The 16,151-nt window shown below is 61.8% G+C and carries 15 protein-coding genes; 1 reads left to right on the top strand and 14 read right to left on the bottom strand.

Annotated elements, in window-relative coordinates:
• Positions 1-175 precede the first annotated feature (175 nt).
• The 7 genes from ABIB57_RS05450 to ABIB57_RS05420 all read right to left on the bottom strand — a co-directional run bounded on the left by ABIB57_RS05450 (position 176) and on the right by ABIB57_RS05420 (position 7,779).
• Complete coding sequence (locus ABIB57_RS05450; protein ID WP_354039051.1) at positions 176-598, bottom strand: hypothetical protein; 423 nt, start codon at positions 596-598, stop codon at positions 176-178.
• Between the two features lie 47 nt (positions 599-645).
• Positions 646-1,629, bottom strand: a complete 984-nt coding sequence (locus ABIB57_RS05445; protein ID WP_354039049.1) for a TniQ family protein — start codon at positions 1,627-1,629, stop codon at positions 646-648.
• Entirely contained in the window at positions 1,626-2,705 is a 1,080-nt protein-coding gene (locus ABIB57_RS05440) for a TniB family NTP-binding protein (protein WP_354039047.1), read from the bottom strand. The genes ABIB57_RS05445 and ABIB57_RS05440 overlap by 4 nt, the downstream gene beginning before the upstream one ends.
• A gap of 4 nt (positions 2,706-2,709) precedes the next feature.
• Positions 2,710-4,977, bottom strand: a complete 2,268-nt coding sequence (locus ABIB57_RS05435) for a TnsB C-terminal domain-containing protein (protein WP_354039045.1) — start codon at positions 4,975-4,977, stop codon at positions 2,710-2,712.
• Positions 4,974-5,774: a hypothetical protein gene (locus ABIB57_RS05430; protein WP_354039044.1), complete on the bottom strand. Its 801-nt coding sequence runs from the start codon at positions 5,772-5,774 to the stop codon at positions 4,974-4,976. Before ABIB57_RS05430 ends, ABIB57_RS05435 begins: the two co-directional genes overlap by 4 nt.
• Positions 5,775-5,901: 127 nt before the next feature.
• Positions 5,902-6,756, bottom strand: a complete 855-nt coding sequence (locus tag ABIB57_RS05425; RefSeq protein WP_354039042.1) for a site-specific integrase — start codon at positions 6,754-6,756, stop codon at positions 5,902-5,904.
• Between the two features lie 66 nt (positions 6,757-6,822).
• Positions 6,823-7,779 (bottom strand): nucleotidyltransferase family protein, encoded by a 957-nt coding sequence (locus ABIB57_RS05420; RefSeq protein ID WP_354039040.1) that lies wholly within the window; start codon positions 7,777-7,779, stop codon positions 6,823-6,825.
• 170 nt (positions 7,780-7,949) lie between these two features.
• Here ABIB57_RS05420 and ABIB57_RS05415 point away from each other — a divergent pair, with 170 nt between their 5' ends.
• The gene (locus ABIB57_RS05415; RefSeq protein ID WP_354039038.1) at positions 7,950-8,594 is read left to right on the top strand and encodes a hypothetical protein; all 645 of its coding nucleotides are present in this window, start codon (positions 7,950-7,952) and stop codon (positions 8,592-8,594) included.
• 290 nt (positions 8,595-8,884) lie between these two features.
• On the opposite strand, the gene ABIB57_RS05410 is transcribed toward ABIB57_RS05415, so the two are convergent.
• From ABIB57_RS05410 to ABIB57_RS05380, 7 genes are read right to left on the bottom strand one after another with little or no spacing between them, the layout of a single operon-like run.
• The gene (locus ABIB57_RS05410) at positions 8,885-9,721 is read right to left on the bottom strand and encodes an MBL fold metallo-hydrolase (RefSeq protein WP_354039036.1); all 837 of its coding nucleotides are present in this window, start codon (positions 9,719-9,721) and stop codon (positions 8,885-8,887) included.
• A 4-nt stretch (positions 9,722-9,725) separates the two neighbouring features.
• Entirely contained in the window at positions 9,726-10,505 is a 780-nt protein-coding gene (locus tag ABIB57_RS05405) for a TatD family hydrolase (protein WP_354039034.1), read from the bottom strand.
• 3 nt (positions 10,506-10,508) lie between these two features.
• Positions 10,509-12,059, bottom strand: coding sequence for a methionine--tRNA ligase (gene metG / locus ABIB57_RS05400; protein WP_354039032.1), 1,551 nt, complete (start codon positions 12,057-12,059; stop codon positions 10,509-10,511).
• Positions 12,059-13,084: a DNA polymerase III delta subunit-related protein gene (locus ABIB57_RS05395; protein WP_354039030.1), complete on the bottom strand. Its 1,026-nt coding sequence runs from the start codon at positions 13,082-13,084 to the stop codon at positions 12,059-12,061. The genes metG and ABIB57_RS05395 overlap by 1 nt, the downstream gene beginning before the upstream one ends.
• Positions 13,081-13,767, bottom strand: a complete 687-nt coding sequence (gene tmk / locus ABIB57_RS05390) for a dTMP kinase (RefSeq protein WP_354039028.1) — start codon at positions 13,765-13,767, stop codon at positions 13,081-13,083. The genes ABIB57_RS05395 and tmk overlap by 4 nt, the downstream gene beginning before the upstream one ends.
• Positions 13,768-13,785: 18 nt before the next feature.
• Positions 13,786-14,937 (bottom strand): D-alanyl-D-alanine carboxypeptidase family protein, encoded by a 1,152-nt coding sequence (locus ABIB57_RS05385; RefSeq protein WP_354039027.1) that lies wholly within the window; start codon positions 14,935-14,937, stop codon positions 13,786-13,788.
• A gap of 59 nt (positions 14,938-14,996) precedes the next feature.
• A complete protein-coding gene (locus tag ABIB57_RS05380) occupies positions 14,997-16,061 on the bottom strand; it encodes a septal ring lytic transglycosylase RlpA family protein (RefSeq protein WP_354039025.1) in 1,065 nt (354 codons plus the stop codon).
• Positions 16,062-16,151 lie beyond the last annotated feature (90 nt).

Raw genomic sequence — 16,151 nt, 5'->3', positions numbered from 1 at the left:
AACATCCCCGAAAGCCGACAGTCGGGAAACCACCCCATTTATGCCATGCGGCGATTTGTGGCTGACTCGATGGCGGTAGTGGGCCCCATTTCGGAGACCCCGAAGAAAGCTGCCCGCTGCGAAACCTGCGGTTTCGAGCTTGGTCTGACTGATGAGTCGGCGCCTGTGCACAGGTTCAATGGGCGTAGGATCGAACCTGTCCATCTACCACGAGCACTTTTTGCCCAATGTAGAGACGTTCGCCACAACTGTTGTCCTCGCCTGCTGGCAACTCAAACCATTGGTTCGTTTCGGTGCCGCGGAGAGCATCGTCCACGTTCGCCAGTGCAGTGACCGTGTTGTCATGATACGCGGCCAATCGCTCCCAAAAGCCTTGCCAGCAAGGAGCATCCGGATCTCGTTCCCCGCACTCTGGAGGAAGATCTGTTGTGATCTCACCATTGCTCATCCTCAAGGCGACAACGGTTCCAAAGAACGCCGTTTTGGCGGGCTTAACGAGCTCTTCCAATGTTGGGGGCGTGTATCCGGGCACCAGGTCACAGCCTAATGCTGGCGCCGCATACAACGTGGCAGCGATCACCATGATGACAGCTCGCATAAAGTCCTCCAGGGAGCTCGCCTCATGCTCAGAGCGAGCCCGATTACCTATGCTTTTCGGAGTTGTGGCTGCGGGGCCCTCCTGACCTGCAATGAGAGGTATTGGCGTGGAAAGGTGGCCGAAGCGGGCCGGCTATTTGTCTTCCTTGCGATGTCCAGGGCTTTGGAGGCCTCCAATACCACCGCGTCGTTCAAGCTGCATGGCCGCTTATGCCGGATGTGATGGAGCAGAGTGCCGAAGGCCCCATAGAAATCCGCTTTGACTTGTCTCGTGAGCAGGTCCGCAATTTGGTGCAAGGGATCTGGCCATGAGCGCGCTATCGGCAATCCAAGATAAGCGGTTTTCTGCGAACCCTCCGTACCGGAACGATCGATGAGGCCACGCAATTGAGCGCACCAGGCCAAGGCCTCGAGTTTCTCGTCGGGCGTCAGGACATCAAAGGGGGCAGGGAGCTCGATCGGGGCATCGGGAACTGCCCCCAATAGGCCATATCCCATGCCTCGGGCGATCGTGCGCATATCGGCGACTTCATGGCTTGGCCAATAGCTGGGGGGATGGTTCCTCAGATCGAAGCCGCATGTGGCGCATATTTCAATTCGGACGGCGTCCCAGCGCAGAACGCTCCGGCAGCGGGGGCAGTGCTTGAGCAGGACCTCGCTCGTGTCCAGATCGCATGGGAATGCCCGGAAGGACCATGCTCGCCGCGCGTAAGGCTCGGCACCGTCGGAGGCAAGCATGCCCGGCGCCACGCGCTTCCAAGGCGTTTGCTCGGCGGTGGCGCGATCGGGACGCGGCAACAAGGAATTGGCCAGGAGGGCATCCAGGTCATGCCCGGCGATCACCGACAGCCTGCGGATTGCCCTAGGGTCGTAGGCGACATCGAGGCCGGGCTTGCGGGCCAGGTATTTGACCCTGAAATCGCTGACCGACATCCCGCCATATCGCGCCATTCGCACGACCATTGAGTTGAGGTGTTCGTCGGGGTGGAGCGGGGCCGGCCGCCGCCATGGCTGGAGGAACTCGTCGGTCATGCCAGGTTCGCGAGCCGGCTTCCCCGGCGACGGGGCGATCGCCGGAGCGGCGGCACGGCCGTGACGTAAGACATTTCCTCAGCCAGGCTGCGGGGGATCGTGGGGAGGGCTCCACTGTGCTCGAAGGGGTTCACTCCGAACATCCGGCTCTCCTGGGAGAAGGAGAGGGCGAAAGCACGCGAGAGATGCTCTTTGCCTAGAACCTTCGGCAGGGCCTTTTCGAATGCGAACATCGTCGCTTTCTCGAGAAGTTTGGCGAGCGTTCCCGGCCGGCCCCGCGTGGCGTAGTAGATCGCATCGTCCAAGGTCGGGTCCACGAGGGGTGTGGAGAGGAACGGCATTTTCAGGTCGAAATTGCGCAGGAACGTTCGAAACCTCGCCCGATCGGCCGCGCTTCGGTGGGCAAAGGGTTCGAGCTCGACGAAGCTGTCCTTGCGATCCCTGATGGTAGGATGGCTGTCCATCAGTTGCTTGAGCTCTGGACCACCGGCGACGACGATCCTGAATCTGCTGGCGTTCTCCATCGACAATATCCAGTTGGCGAAGGAATTGGCTGCCGCACCCGTGCCAATCATCTTCTGTCCCTCGTCGATGATGAACATGTCGACCTGGTTCATCCCGAAGTGGTGGATGAGCTTTTCGCTGGCCTCGTTCTCGGTAATTTTCAGGTGGAACTGGAACAGGTTCTTGAGGACGGACATCGAGGCCTGGAGGGGCGTGGCGCCGTTGGTGCAGTCGAGGAAGACGATGCGGCTGTTCTTGCCCTCGATAAACATGGAGTTGGTGCCAACATCGTTGGGGAACGGCTTGCCGGTCTTGCGGCGGATGAATTGCTTGAGGGTCTCGGTTTTTCCGCAGCGACTGTTCCCCATGATAAAGGCGGTGCTGGCCTCGCGCAGGCGCAGGCCGTGGTCCCAGGCGAAATCGAGCTGCTGCATGACGCGTTTGGCGCCCGGATGCAGGAGATAAATCTGCTGGATGCGCTTGAGGCGCCGATCGAGGTCCCAGAGCGCCATTTCGGCCTTCGTGGGCTCAACCTCCGGTCCGGCATCGCTGTCGCTTTCGTCGGTGGTCATGAAGTTACTCCTCGTCGTCGATGGGGCCGCTCTCCCAGTCGTCTTCGGCCGCTTCAGGAGAAGCGGCGGGAGCGACAGGCGGCTCGTCCGGTATGCCGGCGTTGTCGCCCACTTCACCGTCGGCGGCCTCGAATTCGGCCAGGAGGTCGTATCGCTGAATGGTTTCGGCGGTTTTGGCGAAGGCAGGCTTAGCGGCGCCGCCGAGGAAGACGCCGGCAAAGCGGGGCGCCTGTCCACCGGTCAGGATGACTTTGCCGCCGGCGCCATCGGCATCGGCGCCCATGGCGATCATCGCGTTCCGGAAGAGGCGCAGGAAGGCGATCTCGTAGTCCTTGTGGTTGAGGGCGTTGCGTTTGAGCCGGCGCAGGACATCGCACACGGCCTGGTGCTGCCAGAACGTGCGGCCGGCTGCATGGGGGTTGGTGGCAAAGGCGAGAACCTCCCCGGGATGATCCGGCGCAAAGCCCGGGGTGCCGGCGGGGATGGCGACATAGGCGCGGCCGACATCGAGCAGCGGGATGCGCACGCGCACGGGCGTCGGGGATTTGACGCGCTTACCATGGAAACCGGCGTGGCGCCGGATCGCCTGCACCTCGGGGGACTGGAAGAAGAGGTTCTTCCACCTGATGCCTTCGTCGGTGGCATTGAGGTCGAGCTCGAGGGTGGTGACGACGTCCCATCGGGACATCTCGTAGGGGGTGAGGGGGCGTGGGCGATGGGAGGCGCTGGAGGCGCCACGCAGCCACCGCTCCTGTGGGGTTTCCCAGTCGAGGCCCTCCTGAGGGCGCCTGGCGTAGCACTCGATCAGGTACTGATGAAACAGCATCTGGAAGTCGTCGAGGTTGACGGCGGCTTCCTTTTGGGGCCTGCGGTCGCCCTTCTCGGCAATATTGGCGCCGGTCGATCCTTTGAGCCAGTGAACGAAGTCGCGCTCGATGGTGCCGAAATGGCGTTCAACATACGGCTTGCTGTTCGGCTTGGCCGGAATGGCGAGTTCGAAACCGACGCCGATCCGGGCAAGGTTTTGCTGGAGCTGCAGGGACACGAATTCCTTGGCATTGTCGTAGCGCACCTTGACCGGCTTGCCGAAGGCCAGCAGGTCGCCATCAATGTGTGGCCACCGCTCGCCGACATAGGTTTTGGGGCGGATGGCGTGGTCGATGCACATGACGGCCGGGATCAGGCCACCTGGCTCGAAGGTGATGGCAAAGCCGAGCGGGTAGCCGGAATGGACATCGAGGGCCAGGCACACCCAGAAGCGATCAACGCCGCCCTTGGCGAGGCTGATCCCGAGGTCTGTCTGACCCAGATCGCCGGTTGTGGGATGCAGGTCGAATTTGTGATGGTCGACCTCGACAAGGTCAAGAACGCGTTCTGGCCGGGGGAGTTTCCCGATCGCCCCGAACTCCAGGTCCGCCTTGGCGACGCCCCCTTCCTTGGCGAGGCGCACCCACGCGTCGAAGCGACGATACTCGTTCTGGACGGTGGTCGGGCTGGGGATCGGCAGGTTGGTGCCGTGTTCGGCATTGTGCTGTTCGATCCGCGCCTTGACCAGGATACGGATCTTGGTCGGGCCGAATTTCGGGGACACCTGAACGAGGCGCCGGGTTTCCTCGGCAATGAACTCGTAGACCTTGAGCGGAATGGTGTGGGGTCTGGGGGTGATCGAGTTTCCGTGCAGGAGTGCGGCCTCCTGCAGCTGCAATGCTTCTTCCTTGGCGATCCAACGCAGGACGGTGCGGCCGGAGACATTACGGGGCAGCTCGATGCGTTCCGCGGCGGAGGCCTGGGAATTGATTGCGGCGGCGTCCGCAGCGACTTCCCTGATGATTTCGAGGGCATTGTCGTTGTTGCGGGCGTATGTGCCGCCGCTGGCGGTCAGTTTCTCGAAGAATTTGGCGACATAGCGATATTTGGCCTTGGCCTTGCGCCGGCAGGCCACCGGAAAGGCGTTGAGCGCCACCTTGATGCGGCCCCGATGGTTATCGGCATCGCCCTCGTTGGCGAAGGCAGGGGCACCCCGACCGGGGCGATAATACAGCCGCTCGGCCTGCAGGTTAAGTAGCTCGGTGGTACTGAACTGGACCTGGCGGTTTTCGACGCCATTCCAGAAAACGTGGGGGCCGTGCGGAATTTTGGCCAGGAATTTGTGGGCCACTTCGTCGATGAAGGCGATGTCGTCGACCTTCAGGTCATCGGCCATCAGATCATCGAACATAGCACGTGGCAGGGGCCCCTGGCCGCCGGCAAGATCTTTGGCGATTTGGTTCATGGCACGGCCTCCACGAGGGAAACGGGGGTGTCGTCGTCGATTTGGGCATGCAGGTCGATGGACAACAGGCGCTCGGGAATTCGCGCGAGCACATCACCGCGAGGAAATTCGGAGGCATGGAGCTGTCCGCAACATTCAGCCATCGAGGCCGTCCGATTAGTCATTGCCGACAGGAACGCGGCGAGGCGATCGATATCCTCGGAGGTAGCCGGCCGACCGCAATTGGCGATGATCTCGTCCGCGGTACGTTTGCTCGCCAGCGCCGCCAGATCGCGGTCGGTGATCAGACGCCAGGGTATGCCGCAACGACTGTACGCCTCGCGGACGAGCCTCAGGCGACGCCGCATTTTGGCGGCCTTGAGGTAGCGCTCGACGCCCGGCTGGTCTCGCGGGTCCTGCGGCGGGCGCGCAGCGATATCCTCGAAAACCTTGTACTCTAGGAGAAGCTCGCTATAGCCGAACATGACCCGAAAGTCCGGCGTGTAGATGAAGGGGCGCTTTTGCCCTTCTACGAAGATCCGGATCTTCTCGGGCTGACCGAAATAGGCGGTAATTCGGGGGTGAACCTCGAAAATCCGGGCGCACCATTCTTCGCCAGCGGATTCATGGGCGACGTGTGCGCCGTTTTTCCAGCTCCAGAATGCCCCGACCTTGGCGGCGCGATGTCCGGTGATGATGCGGCGCACCGGTTCGTTGCCCGGCAGACGGAAACGATCAACGCCGGGCGCCAGTGTTTCCCAGCGCTCGTCAAGGATTTCGATGCGCTCGTTTTCCCAGTGACTGCTTTGCTGCGCCATATCCGATACTCCTTTGCGGGAGAATTCTTGGGCCGGTGAGCAGCCCGATAATGGAACGACCTGGTTCAACGATACCCTGAAGCGGGTCTGCGAAGGATTAGCTGCTTAGTTATTGGTTTCCGATGCGTTATTCCTTCCGCAAATGGACCAGTACTGTGGCGTGACCAATTCCCATCTCGCCAGCTATTCGATCGATCTGAATGCCTGACGCCAGGAGAGATAGAATTCGGCGTTTTCGGAACGCTCCGGCGACGACGCCAGGGGGAAGGCCTGCCATGGCCCGCCGCCGCCGAAGCATCAGCTGCAGGGACCGTGACGACATCCTGCCACCGAGATTGTTGAGCCAAAGCGCGTCATCCGGCCTGACCGGATAAGGGCAATGCTGGCGGTACGTTGCGATGGTCTCCACGGCTTCGCTGGGCAGGTCGATGAGCCGGAGCCCGCCAGAGGGTTTCCGGACCAGCAGAAAGGAGCCCGACAGATGTCGGCAATCCAGTCGCTGGAGCTCGCCTGTGGTCAGCCCGCGAACCGATATCAAGGTGAGGATGGCGTCATCGCGCAGCGAAGTCCATGCATCGCGGTTGTCCGAGGCAATGACGAGGGCCTGCAGATGGTCCTCTGGAACGGGAGCTGCGGCGGTGACCTCGACGATGGGGAAGTTCGAATAGAACAGGGGACCGGACAGCTGGAATTCGGCAGCCAGGAACCGTGCATAGCGCCGCAACGAGACCAGGCGCCGGCGGATGGTTGCGGGCGCGTCACCAGCCTTGGCCCATTTTTCCGCCAGTTCCCGGAGGCGGGCGGCATCCATGGCGAGGATGTCACCCATCTCGGCGCTGCGGCCCAGTTCGTACCCCACCGCCTCGGCGACCTGTCGGACATCGCGGGCGTAACAGTCGCGGGTGGACGCGGACTTGCCGGCGAGCGAGGCGATCCATTGGTCAATTGACGGCGAGGCGCCGCTGTTCCGTGGGTCGGACATACGTTCTCCTTCGGCCCGAAGGCCGGCCTGATGACTGGAAAGCTGCGCGGACTGTCGAGCCCGCGGCTAAATCGTAGCGCCGAACCTGCGGTGGCCTAAAGCTTCCGTGAGGCTCGGCATGACGTCCAAAACGTCGTCGGGAAACTGATACTGTTCGGTCTCGGCGGCCAGAACGGCAATGGCGGAGCCGAGTTCGGCGCTCGGCCCGTCTTTCGGAGCCTTCATGAAGGCGAAGGCCCGTGGATCCGGCACTTGAACGGGCGCCGGCTCACCTGAGCGCGACAGGGTGAGGGCGGGCAGGGGCTCCCATGACAATAGATCCAGGAGGGTTTGCGCCTGCTTGTCGGTGGCGTCGATCTGATGGGCCCACCTCGCGACCAAGTTAGATGGCGAAGTGAACGAGATGGAGCCGAACCTTCCGGACACGCGGACTTCTCGGCCCACGACTTGGATCTCGGCCGTCTTGTCGGAGGCCAGGATGGCCCTTCCCAATGCGGGGAAGATTTCCTCCAGAAGGCCGTCGCTCATCGCACAGAATTGCAGATCGGCGGTGAGGCCGGCGTCGATTTTCGACAGGAATACGGTCTCGTATCCGTATACGGAATGATCGCTGACCAGCATCAGATGGTCCGAAACCTGGGCGCTCCACAACACACGGAAGACGCTGGCCAGCTCGACCGGAACCCGTCCGAGCCGGAGAGCCTTGGTGACCCGCATCTGGCTTTCCAGAGCCGCCTCGCCGGCGGCAAGCGCATGGGAAACGGCCTCGCGCCGCACGTTGAACTGGGCGAAGGCGGCTTCCGTTTCGGGGCTGCGCCGGCCCATGGATGTGGACTTCTTCTTTTTGGTGATGGGGTCTGGGTGATATCGATAGAGATACTCGTTGCCGGCGACCGTTTTCCACTGGAGGCCGCCGACGAGATCATACCGCTCGAGGAGGAGAGGGGCGTGATCGCGCCACGCGTCGGTCACCTCTTTCAGGTGACGTATTTGCTCCGGTGAATATGGCTCGTTCTCCATCATATTCTACCACATAACATACATCTATCGTTTTTGGTAGTAAAATATGTAGTATGGCGTTTTGATCCTTAATATCGCTGCGCTCCGGTAGCTTGGGACCAGCACTTGCAGTAGTTTGCGAACCAAATCGGTAGCCCGCGTTCATACGCTGCCGACGGGCCCAGGAGGTATTAATGAGTGAAGTCGCTCCAAGACGTCGTATCGACATCGCCCAACTGCCGGGGCAATACCCGACCCATCGACACAAGCCGGAATTTTGGGAGGCACTGGGGCGCGCCGTGGCAACCTTTGGCTTCCTGGAGGAGACGCTCGGTCGGGCCATTTTCGCCATCACGGGCGGTCGGGAGGCTCCTGAAGAGGAGGTGGAGGTCGCACTGCGGGAATGGCTGAAGACGGTGGAGCAGGGGATCAGCGTTCCTCTTGTCCAACGCATTGAAGTCTACGGCAAGCACCTGCGCCAACACCCCGGCCGGACGATCCAGAATCCGGAGGACCTGATCGCGTCGCTGAAGGAAGCCGCGGTCCTGCGCAACGTGATTTGCCACGGCTCTTGGCATTCACCGGATGCGCGCGGCCGCTCGGTGCCGTTCTTCTTCAACAAGAGCATCGAAAAATTCGAGATCCCCATCGACGTGGCATACCTAAAGCAGCTTCAGCGGCATGTCGCTGAGCTCGCCTGTGAAGTGATCGACACGGTCACGATGATGGGCTTCCAGTTTCCTGGGGCCGCCGATCGGCAAATTGGCGTCGAACAGGGGCATGGCATTGGCGGTGACGAAGACGGTAGCGCCGGTATCGGCCAGGATCGCCATCCCTAGCGGAATGGACTAATTCGACGATGAGGCTTGCATGGAACTCAACGTGGTAGCGGCAAAGGGAGGAGGCGAATAGATGCCAGTGCCAAATTGGACACTCGCTAGTGCCAAATTGAATTGTGAACGACATCAATCGAACAGTCGACCCACTCATACGTGATTCGCATAATATATATTATGGAACTGTTTGATTGACCTAAGGCTATGATTCTATGGAGGTTTGTATCAATTTCGTGTTCGCGGCAATGGTGTCATAATCATAGCTCAGTGCGGCGGCACGAGGATAAGTCGGCTCAGAGGTTGATGATGGTTCCTGCCACGACGTCGATGCGCATGCCGTCGAAGGCTGGCTCGACATTGGCGGGCAAAGTCGATTGCAGCGTCCGGTAGTCCAGGTCGATATGCATATTAGTGAGCACGGCTTCGCCTGGCGCGAAGCGCTCGATCAGGTCCAGGGTTTCCGGCAAGCTCAAATGGCTGGGATGTGGCGCGTGGCGCAAGGCGTCGACGATCCAGAGGCTCAGCCCAGATACGGCGGCGTCAGAGCTGGCGGGAATAGCCGACAGGTCGCAGGAATAGGCGAAATTGCCAACGCGGAAGCCAAGAGACTCAATGTTGCCATGCACTTGGCTGAAGGCGTCGACGCGAATGGCGCCACCGGGTCCATCGATCGACAGGACCGCGCCGGGCTCAATTTCGTGGGCATTGAGGATGGGCGGATAGTCGCTGCCGGTCGGCGCCGTGAAGCAGTAGCCGAAGGCCTCGCGGATGCGGGCACCGGCTTCGCGGGTGAAATAGACGTCGACGCGCTGGCGGTTGTTGAGCGCCAATACGCGCAGGTCGTCGATGCCGTGCGTATGGTCGGCGTGTTCGTGGGTATAGAGCACTGCATCGATACGATCGACTTGGGCGTCCAGCAATTGCTCGCGCAGATCGCAACCGGAGTCGATGAGGATGCGGGTCGGCTCGGCGACGCCTTCGGTCCAGCCTTCGATCAGCAGTGCGCAGCGGCGGCGGCGGTTGCGTGGCTCAGCCGGGTCGCAATCGCCCCAGATATTGCCAATACGCGGCACGCCACCAGACGAGCCACAGCCGAGCACGGTGGCAATGATCTTTTGCGCGTCGGCCATGGGTTCACGCCAGCCCGGTCTTGGCGAAGAGCCGGGCAAAGTTGGCGGTGGTTTCCGCACCCAATGCTTCAAGGCTCAGGCCGCGGACTTCGGCGACTTTTTCGGCGGTGAAGCGCACGAAACTCGGCTCGTTTGATTCCCCGCGATGCGGGATTGGCGCCAGATAAGGCGCGTCGGTTTCAACAAGATAGCGGTCGGCGGGCACGAACTTGGCGACTTCGCGGATGTCCTCGGCGTTCTTGAAGGTGATAATGCCAGAGAACGAGATATAGCCACCCAAATCGAGCGCGGTGCGGGCCAGGTCTTGGCCTGCGGTGAAGCAGTGCAGAACGAACGGGAAGGCCCCCTGCCCGGTCTCTTCTGTCAGGATCGCCGCCATGTCGTCGTCGCACTTGCGGCTGTGGATAACCAGTGGAAGACCGGTTATCCGCGAGGCCGCGATGTGACGGCGCAGGCCTGTGGCTTGGGCCTCGCGCGGGGCATTGTCGTAGAAGTAGTCGAGCCCGGCTTCGCCGATGGCAACGCAGCGTGGATGGGTACTTAGGCGCACCAGATCGTCGGTTTGGATGTGCAATTCCTTGTCGGCATTGTGCGGATGGGTGCCAACCGAGCACCAGACGTTCGTGTAACGTTCCGCTATGGCGGCGTATGTGGAAAAGTTATCCACCAGTGTGGATATCGTGACCATTCCGGTCACCCCGGCAGCGGCGGCGCGGGCCAGAACGCCGTCGATATCGCCGGCAAGCGCCTCGAAATCCAGGTGGCAATGACTGTCGATCAGCATGGTCTATTCGGCCTTGCGCTCGAGGCGGGCGAACACACCCTGCGGCACTGGAAGCTCTGCGCCCGGGCGCAGCAGGTTCGGGGTCTGGGCATGACTGAGCAGACGTTCGTTGGCCGGCACGGCCAGTTGATCCAGCAAGATCGCAGCCGACTGGGGCACGAAGGCCAGCATCGGAATGGTCAAGCGCCGCACGGTGTCGGCGGTCGTGTAGAGCACGGTGGCCATGCGGGCGAGATCGGTCTTCTTCAGCGCCCAGGGTTCCTGGGCGGCAAAGTAGTTGTTGGCGGAGCTGAGCGCAGCAATGATGGCGCCGGCGGCCTCGTGGACCAGTTGGCCGTCCATGGCTTTTTGCGCGGCGGCGATGGCCTCGTCGACTTCCGCCAGCAGCGCCAGATCGTCGGCCGTGGCATCGCCAGGCTCGGGCACCTTGCCGTCGAGGTTCTTATTGATCATCGACAGCGAGCGCTGGGCCAGGTTGCCCAGATTGTTGGCGAGATCGGCGTTGACGCGGTTGACCAGCTTGTCGCGGCTATAATCGCCATCTTGGCCAAAGGAAACCTCGCGCAGCAGGAAATAGCGCAACTGGTCGATACCGAATTCCTCAGCCAGCGCAAAAGGATCGACCACGTTGCCGAGCGACTTGCTCATCTTCTGCCCGTCTACGGTCAGGAAGCCATGGGCGAAAACGCGATGCTGCACGTCGATGCCGGCACTCATCAGGAAGGCGGGCCAATAGACCGTGTGGAAGCGGATGATGTCCTTGCCGATGACATGCAGGTCAGCCGGCCAGAACTTTTTGAACAGTTCGCTGTTCATGTCGGGAAAGCCGACGCCGGTGATGTAATTGGTCAGGGCATCAACCCAGACATACATGACGTGGCCGGGCGCGTCGGGCACCGGGATGCCCCAATCAAAGGTCGTGCGCGAGATCGACAGATCCTGCAGCCCGCCTTTGACGAAGGAGATGATTTCGTTGCGGCGCTCTTTGGGCGCGATGAAATCGGGATTGGCCTCGTAGAGGTCAAGCAGCTTCTGCTGATAGGCCGACAGGCGGAAGAAATAGGTCGGCTCTTCAACCCAGTTGACCTCGGCACCAGACGGCGCGAAGCGCTTGCCGTCCTTTTCAGTCAGCTCGTCTTCGTCGAAATAGGCTTCGTCGCGGACCGAATACCAGCCTTTATAGGTGGACTGGAAAATGTCGCCATTATTGTTGGCGGCCATCTTCTTCCAGATGTCCTGGCTGGCCTCGTGGTGGCGCTGTTCGGTCGTGCGGATGAAGTCGTTGTTGGAGATGTTGAGCGTCTCGGCCAGGCGGCGGAACTCAGCGGAGTTCTGGTCCGCCAGTTCGCGCGGCGTGACGCCCTGGGTCGCGGCAGTCTGCACCATTTTGATGCCGTGCTCGTCGGTCCCAGTCAGGAAATAGACTTCGCGCCCTTCCAGCCGCTTGAAGCGGGCGATAGCGTCGGTGGCGATCATCTCATAGGCGTGGCCGATATGGGGAGCGCCGTTCGGGTAGGAAATCGCGGTCGTGACGTAGAAGGGTTTGGCGGTCATCAGGGCTCGATGGAAACTGGCGTGGTGGTCTCGATATGCTTGCGGATCGCGTCGAAAATGGCGACGAGCGTCTGCTTCATATCCAGGTTGATGCTGTCGGCCTCGGCAAGCAGGGCCTGTGCCTTGTCCCATAGCGCATTGGCCGAGGCAAGGCGATAGCGGCCATTGGGCGCGATGGCAGCGTTTCGCGCCTCGGCGGCCAACCAGTCGGTCAGCATTTCGCGGGCGAAGGAGAGTTCGGTGCTTTGGGTATTGGCGCCTAAGGCCTCCGCCAATTGAATATGGACGGCGGCTGGGTGGCGATTGGGGTCGGCAAACCAGGCCTGCAGGGCGCCGAGCGCGCTGCCATCCTCCAGCGTTAGCGTTTCGAAGGCGCGGCGGGGCCGGCCACCGGCAAGGGAAACGGCGCGGTCGAGCTGGTCGGATGGCAGGTCTGGACGTTGCTCGGCCAGCACGGCGCGGACCTCGGCATCGGCGAGCGGCCGCAGCGCGAGGCTGTGGCAGCGGGACTTGATAGTAGGCAGCAATTGGCCCGGACGATGGGAGATGAGAAAGAACGTCGTGTCGGCCGGCGGCTCTTCCAGGGTCTTGAGCAAGGCATTGGCGGCTGACGGATTGCAATCGTCGATGCTGTCGATGATCGCGATGCGGTGGCCGGCACGGCCGCGGGTCTGGTGCAGGTCTTCGCGCAGGTTGCGCACGTCCTCGACGCGGATGACGGTGTAATAGCCTTTGGCGTCCTTGGGGCGGCGGCGCAGCAAAGCCAGGTTTGGGTGCGACAGCGCGGCAACCTGCTGGTCGACGCGGTTGGCGTCCTCGTCGCCGGTTGCGGTGAAGATCAGGCGCGTCAGATTGAACGCCAGCGTTGCCTTGCCGATGCCCTGCGGGCCATGCAGCAGGATGGCGCCGGGCAGCCGGTGATTGTTCAGGCGTTCGAGAATTGTCGCCTTGGCGGCGGCATGGCCCCAAAGCGTGCGGTGCTGCTCGGGCGCAGCCACATCCTCCAGGCCATCGGGATCGGTCACGCGCGCGCCCTGCCCGTCAATTCGGGGAATTTGTCGCTGACCACAGCCCAGATCGCGCCTTCCAGCGCATCCTCGCCCTGATCGGCGGAGATGACGACGCAGCGGCTCGGATTGGCCTTGGCGATGGACAGGAAGCTGTCGCGCAGCCGCTTGTGCCACTCGATGTCTTCTTTTTCGAAACGGTCACCGGTGAGGGCTAGGCCATCTTCGATGGCGCGCTGCGCAACGCGACGAAAGGCAATTTCCGGGTCCATGTCGAGCACGATGGTCAGGTCAGGCGCGTGGCCGTCCAACGCAAGGGATTCGAGTGCAGCTATGAGCTTGTCATCGACGCCCCCGGTGAGCCCCTGATAGGCGCGCGTCGAATCGTGGAAGCGGTCCGAGATCACCCATTTGCCGGCGGCCAGGTTTGGCGCGATCAGCTCGTTGACATGGTTTAGCCGAGCCGCGGCGAACAGCACCGCTTCGCCACCGGCGCCCCAGCTTTCCGAACGGCCTTGCAGAATGAAGGAGCGAACCGCTTCAGCCTTGGGTGTGCCGCCCGGCTCGCGGGTGCGTACAGCCTGAATCGAGGTTTCGGCAAGGCTCGCCAGCAGGCGCTTGACCTGGGTCGATTTGCCAACGCCTTCACCACCTTCAAAGGTGATGAAACGGGCGCGGCTGGCCTGGGAAGTGTCGAGCATCGGTAATGTCGTTCCCTGTTAGAGCCAGCCTAGCGCCAATTGCTTGAGCGCATCTGTCGCCTTGCGCACGATGTCACCCTCTTCCACCGTGTCGGCGGCGAACAGCGGCGCGGTCTGCACCAGTTTGTCATCGCAGAACACGCGCAATTCCGCAATCTTGGTGCCCTGCTCCACCGGTGGCATCAGGGGGCCGGTATAGACGATGCTGGCCTGCAGGCATTTGCGCGAGCCGCGCGGCAGGTAGAGCGCGACCTCGCCGTCACCCACGAGGCCAACGCTGCCGCTGGTGCCGCCATAGACGTTGGCGTAGCCGATGATGTGGCCCTCGGGGAATGCTGAGACCCGCTCGAAAGCGCGAGCGCCCCAGGTGATGAGCTTGCGGCCCTCCTCGGTGCGCTCGGCCATGGATTTCATGCCGTGCAGCACGGCGATGAGGCGACGACCGCCATCGGCAGTCGAGATCACCGAACCATAGCCGGCGGCAAGGGTGTGGCCGGTTTTGAGGCCGTCGACGCCAATGCCAAGCTCGACCAGCGCGTTGCGGTTGGGCTGCTTGATGTTGTTCCACTCCATCTCGGGCTCGGAGAAGTAGTGATAATATTCGGGGAATTCACGGATCAGATAGCGGGCGACGACGGCGAGATCGCGGGCGGTCATGTATTGGTCAGGGTCGGGCAGGCCGGTTGGATTGACGAAGTGGGAGTCTTCCAGCCCGATCGTGCCGGCCAGCTCGTTTTCCATCGCCGCGAAGCTGAGTTCCGAGCCGGCAATGCCTTCGGCCAGCACGATGGCTGCGTCATTGCCAGACTGGATGATCACCGAACGGATCAGGTCTTCGACCTTGATCTTGGAGTTGAGGACGGCGAACATGGTGGAGCCGCCCGAGGAGGCGCCGCCGGTGCGCCAGGCGTTTTCCGACACGAAGAACTCGTCGGTCAGCTTGACCCGGCCGGAACGCACTTCGTTGAACACCACGGCGATGGTCATGAGCTTGGCCATGCTGGCCGGCTCCATGGCAGTATCGGCATCCTTTTGAAAGATGACGGTGCCAGACTCCTCGTCCATCAGAATGGCGTATTTGGCCTTGGTGTCAAAATCGGCCGCTGCCTGAGCAAAGACCGGCGTCGTCAAGGTAAAGACCGCAAAGGCAAGCCACAAAAGCCGTTTCACGATCGTCCTCAATTCCATCATTTTCTCGCACAGATGCGGCGCAAGCCGCCCTATACGCATTAATAGACGGTAATATCGTCGAGGCCAAGTTCGCGGGCAAGATCAAGCGCATCGGTACGCGCTACGCCGGGCTTCAAATGCGTGAGAGTGAGGCGTGTCGCCGGACGACCGTTGACGGTGACCTGGTCCTCGTCGACCGCCCCAAGGAAAGCGAAGCGTTCCGACAGCTCGATCGCCTTGTCCTGATCGGCGAATACGCCAAGGCCGAGCTTGATGTTCCGCGCGTCGAGATCGGTGGAGTTGACCCAATCCTGCAGCCCCGGCGAGCGGGTCGCCATTGCGTCGACGGCCGCATGGGCGGTTTCGATCGCGATGTCCTGCTTTTCAGGCGTGGTATCGGCGTAGGAGAACAGGCTGCCGAAGAAATTGCCGGCCATGTCCATGGCGCTGTTGGTGCCGTCATTGCTGGCCATGCGCGTGCCGCTATTGCTGCCGCGGCCGTAATCGGAGGGGCCATCATAGCTGGCCATCAACATGCGGGTATCATCGCCTTCTAGCGGCGCGCGGCCGACATATTGAACGGCGATCTGGGCATGGCCATTGTTCACATAGCCCAGCATTTCGGCGGCACGAAACGACAGGTCCATGACGCGACCGGGCATATAGGGGCCACGGTCGTTGACGCGGACGATCAGCGAGCGGCCGTTTTCCCGATTGGTGACGCGCACATAGGATGGCAACGGCAGGACGGGCGAGGCGCCGGTGATGGCGTTTGCCGAGAAGATTTCGCCATTAGCGGTGCGGCGGCCGTGAAAGTCCGAGCCGTACCACGAGGCCTCGCCGACCGCCTGGTAATTGGGATCTTCCGTCGGGGTATAGACCTGGCCGCGCACCGTATAGGGCTTGCCGACCTGATAGCGGCCGCCGCCCTTGGGCGGATTGGGATTATTGGTGACGCGGGGTGACGACTTGACGCCAAATTCGGCGGACGTGAAAGCGCCACGCTTGACGGTGGCTCCAAGCCCCCCGCCACCGCAGGCAGCCAGGATCGGCGCAAGCAATGCGGTAAGGGCGACAAGGCGAATGGCATTATGCCAGGGGGATGTCGGTGTACTCAACGTCATACGCTCTTTACTATTGGAGCCTGGACATTACCCCATGCTCGCCATCCCCGCGCGTATGGAACGGATTTTGGGTTTCAGTTCGGTTAAGGC

Origin of the sequence: Devosia sp. UYZn731 (assembly GCF_040546795.1) — a bacterium.
Classification (GTDB): Bacteria; Pseudomonadota; Alphaproteobacteria; order Rhizobiales; family Devosiaceae; genus Devosia.
The sequence above is the reverse complement of the archived record's forward strand: the minus strand, read 5'-3'. Positions and strand labels throughout refer to the sequence as shown.

Bases quoted from the DNA above. Each gene is read 5' to 3' on its own strand.
- ABIB57_RS05410 (WP_354039036.1), bottom strand. From the start codon at position 9,721: ATGGCCGACGCGCAAAAGATCATTGCCACCGTGCTCGGCTGTGGCTCG.
- ABIB57_RS05440 (WP_354039047.1), bottom strand. From the start codon at position 2,705: ATGACCACCGACGAAAGCGACAGCGATGCCGGACCGGAGGTTGAGCCC.
- ABIB57_RS05425 (WP_354039042.1), bottom strand. From the start codon at position 6,756: ATGTCCGACCCACGGAACAGCGGCGCCTCGCCGTCAATTGACCAATGG.
- ABIB57_RS05415 (WP_354039038.1), top strand. From the start codon at position 7,950: ATGAGTGAAGTCGCTCCAAGACGTCGTATCGACATCGCCCAACTGCCG.
- metG (WP_354039032.1), bottom strand. From the start codon at position 12,059: ATGACCGCCAAACCCTTCTACGTCACGACCGCGATTTCCTACCCGAAC.
- ABIB57_RS05435 (WP_354039045.1), bottom strand. From the start codon at position 4,977: ATGAACCAAATCGCCAAAGATCTTGCCGGCGGCCAGGGGCCCCTGCCA.
- ABIB57_RS05380 (WP_354039025.1), bottom strand. From the start codon at position 16,061: ATGACGTTGAGTACACCGACATCCCCCTGGCATAATGCCATTCGCCTT.
- ABIB57_RS05450 (WP_354039051.1), bottom strand. From the start codon at position 598: ATGCGAGCTGTCATCATGGTGATCGCTGCCACGTTGTATGCGGCGCCA.
- ABIB57_RS05420 (WP_354039040.1), bottom strand. From the start codon at position 7,779: ATGATGGAGAACGAGCCATATTCACCGGAGCAAATACGTCACCTGAAA.
- ABIB57_RS05445 (WP_354039049.1), bottom strand. From the start codon at position 1,629: ATGACCGACGAGTTCCTCCAGCCATGGCGGCGGCCGGCCCCGCTCCAC.
- tmk (WP_354039028.1), bottom strand. From the start codon at position 13,767: ATGCTCGACACTTCCCAGGCCAGCCGCGCCCGTTTCATCACCTTTGAA.
- ABIB57_RS05405 (WP_354039034.1), bottom strand. From the start codon at position 10,505: ATGCTGATCGACAGTCATTGCCACCTGGATTTCGAGGCGCTTGCCGGC.
- ABIB57_RS05430 (WP_354039044.1), bottom strand. From the start codon at position 5,774: ATGGCGCAGCAAAGCAGTCACTGGGAAAACGAGCGCATCGAAATCCTT.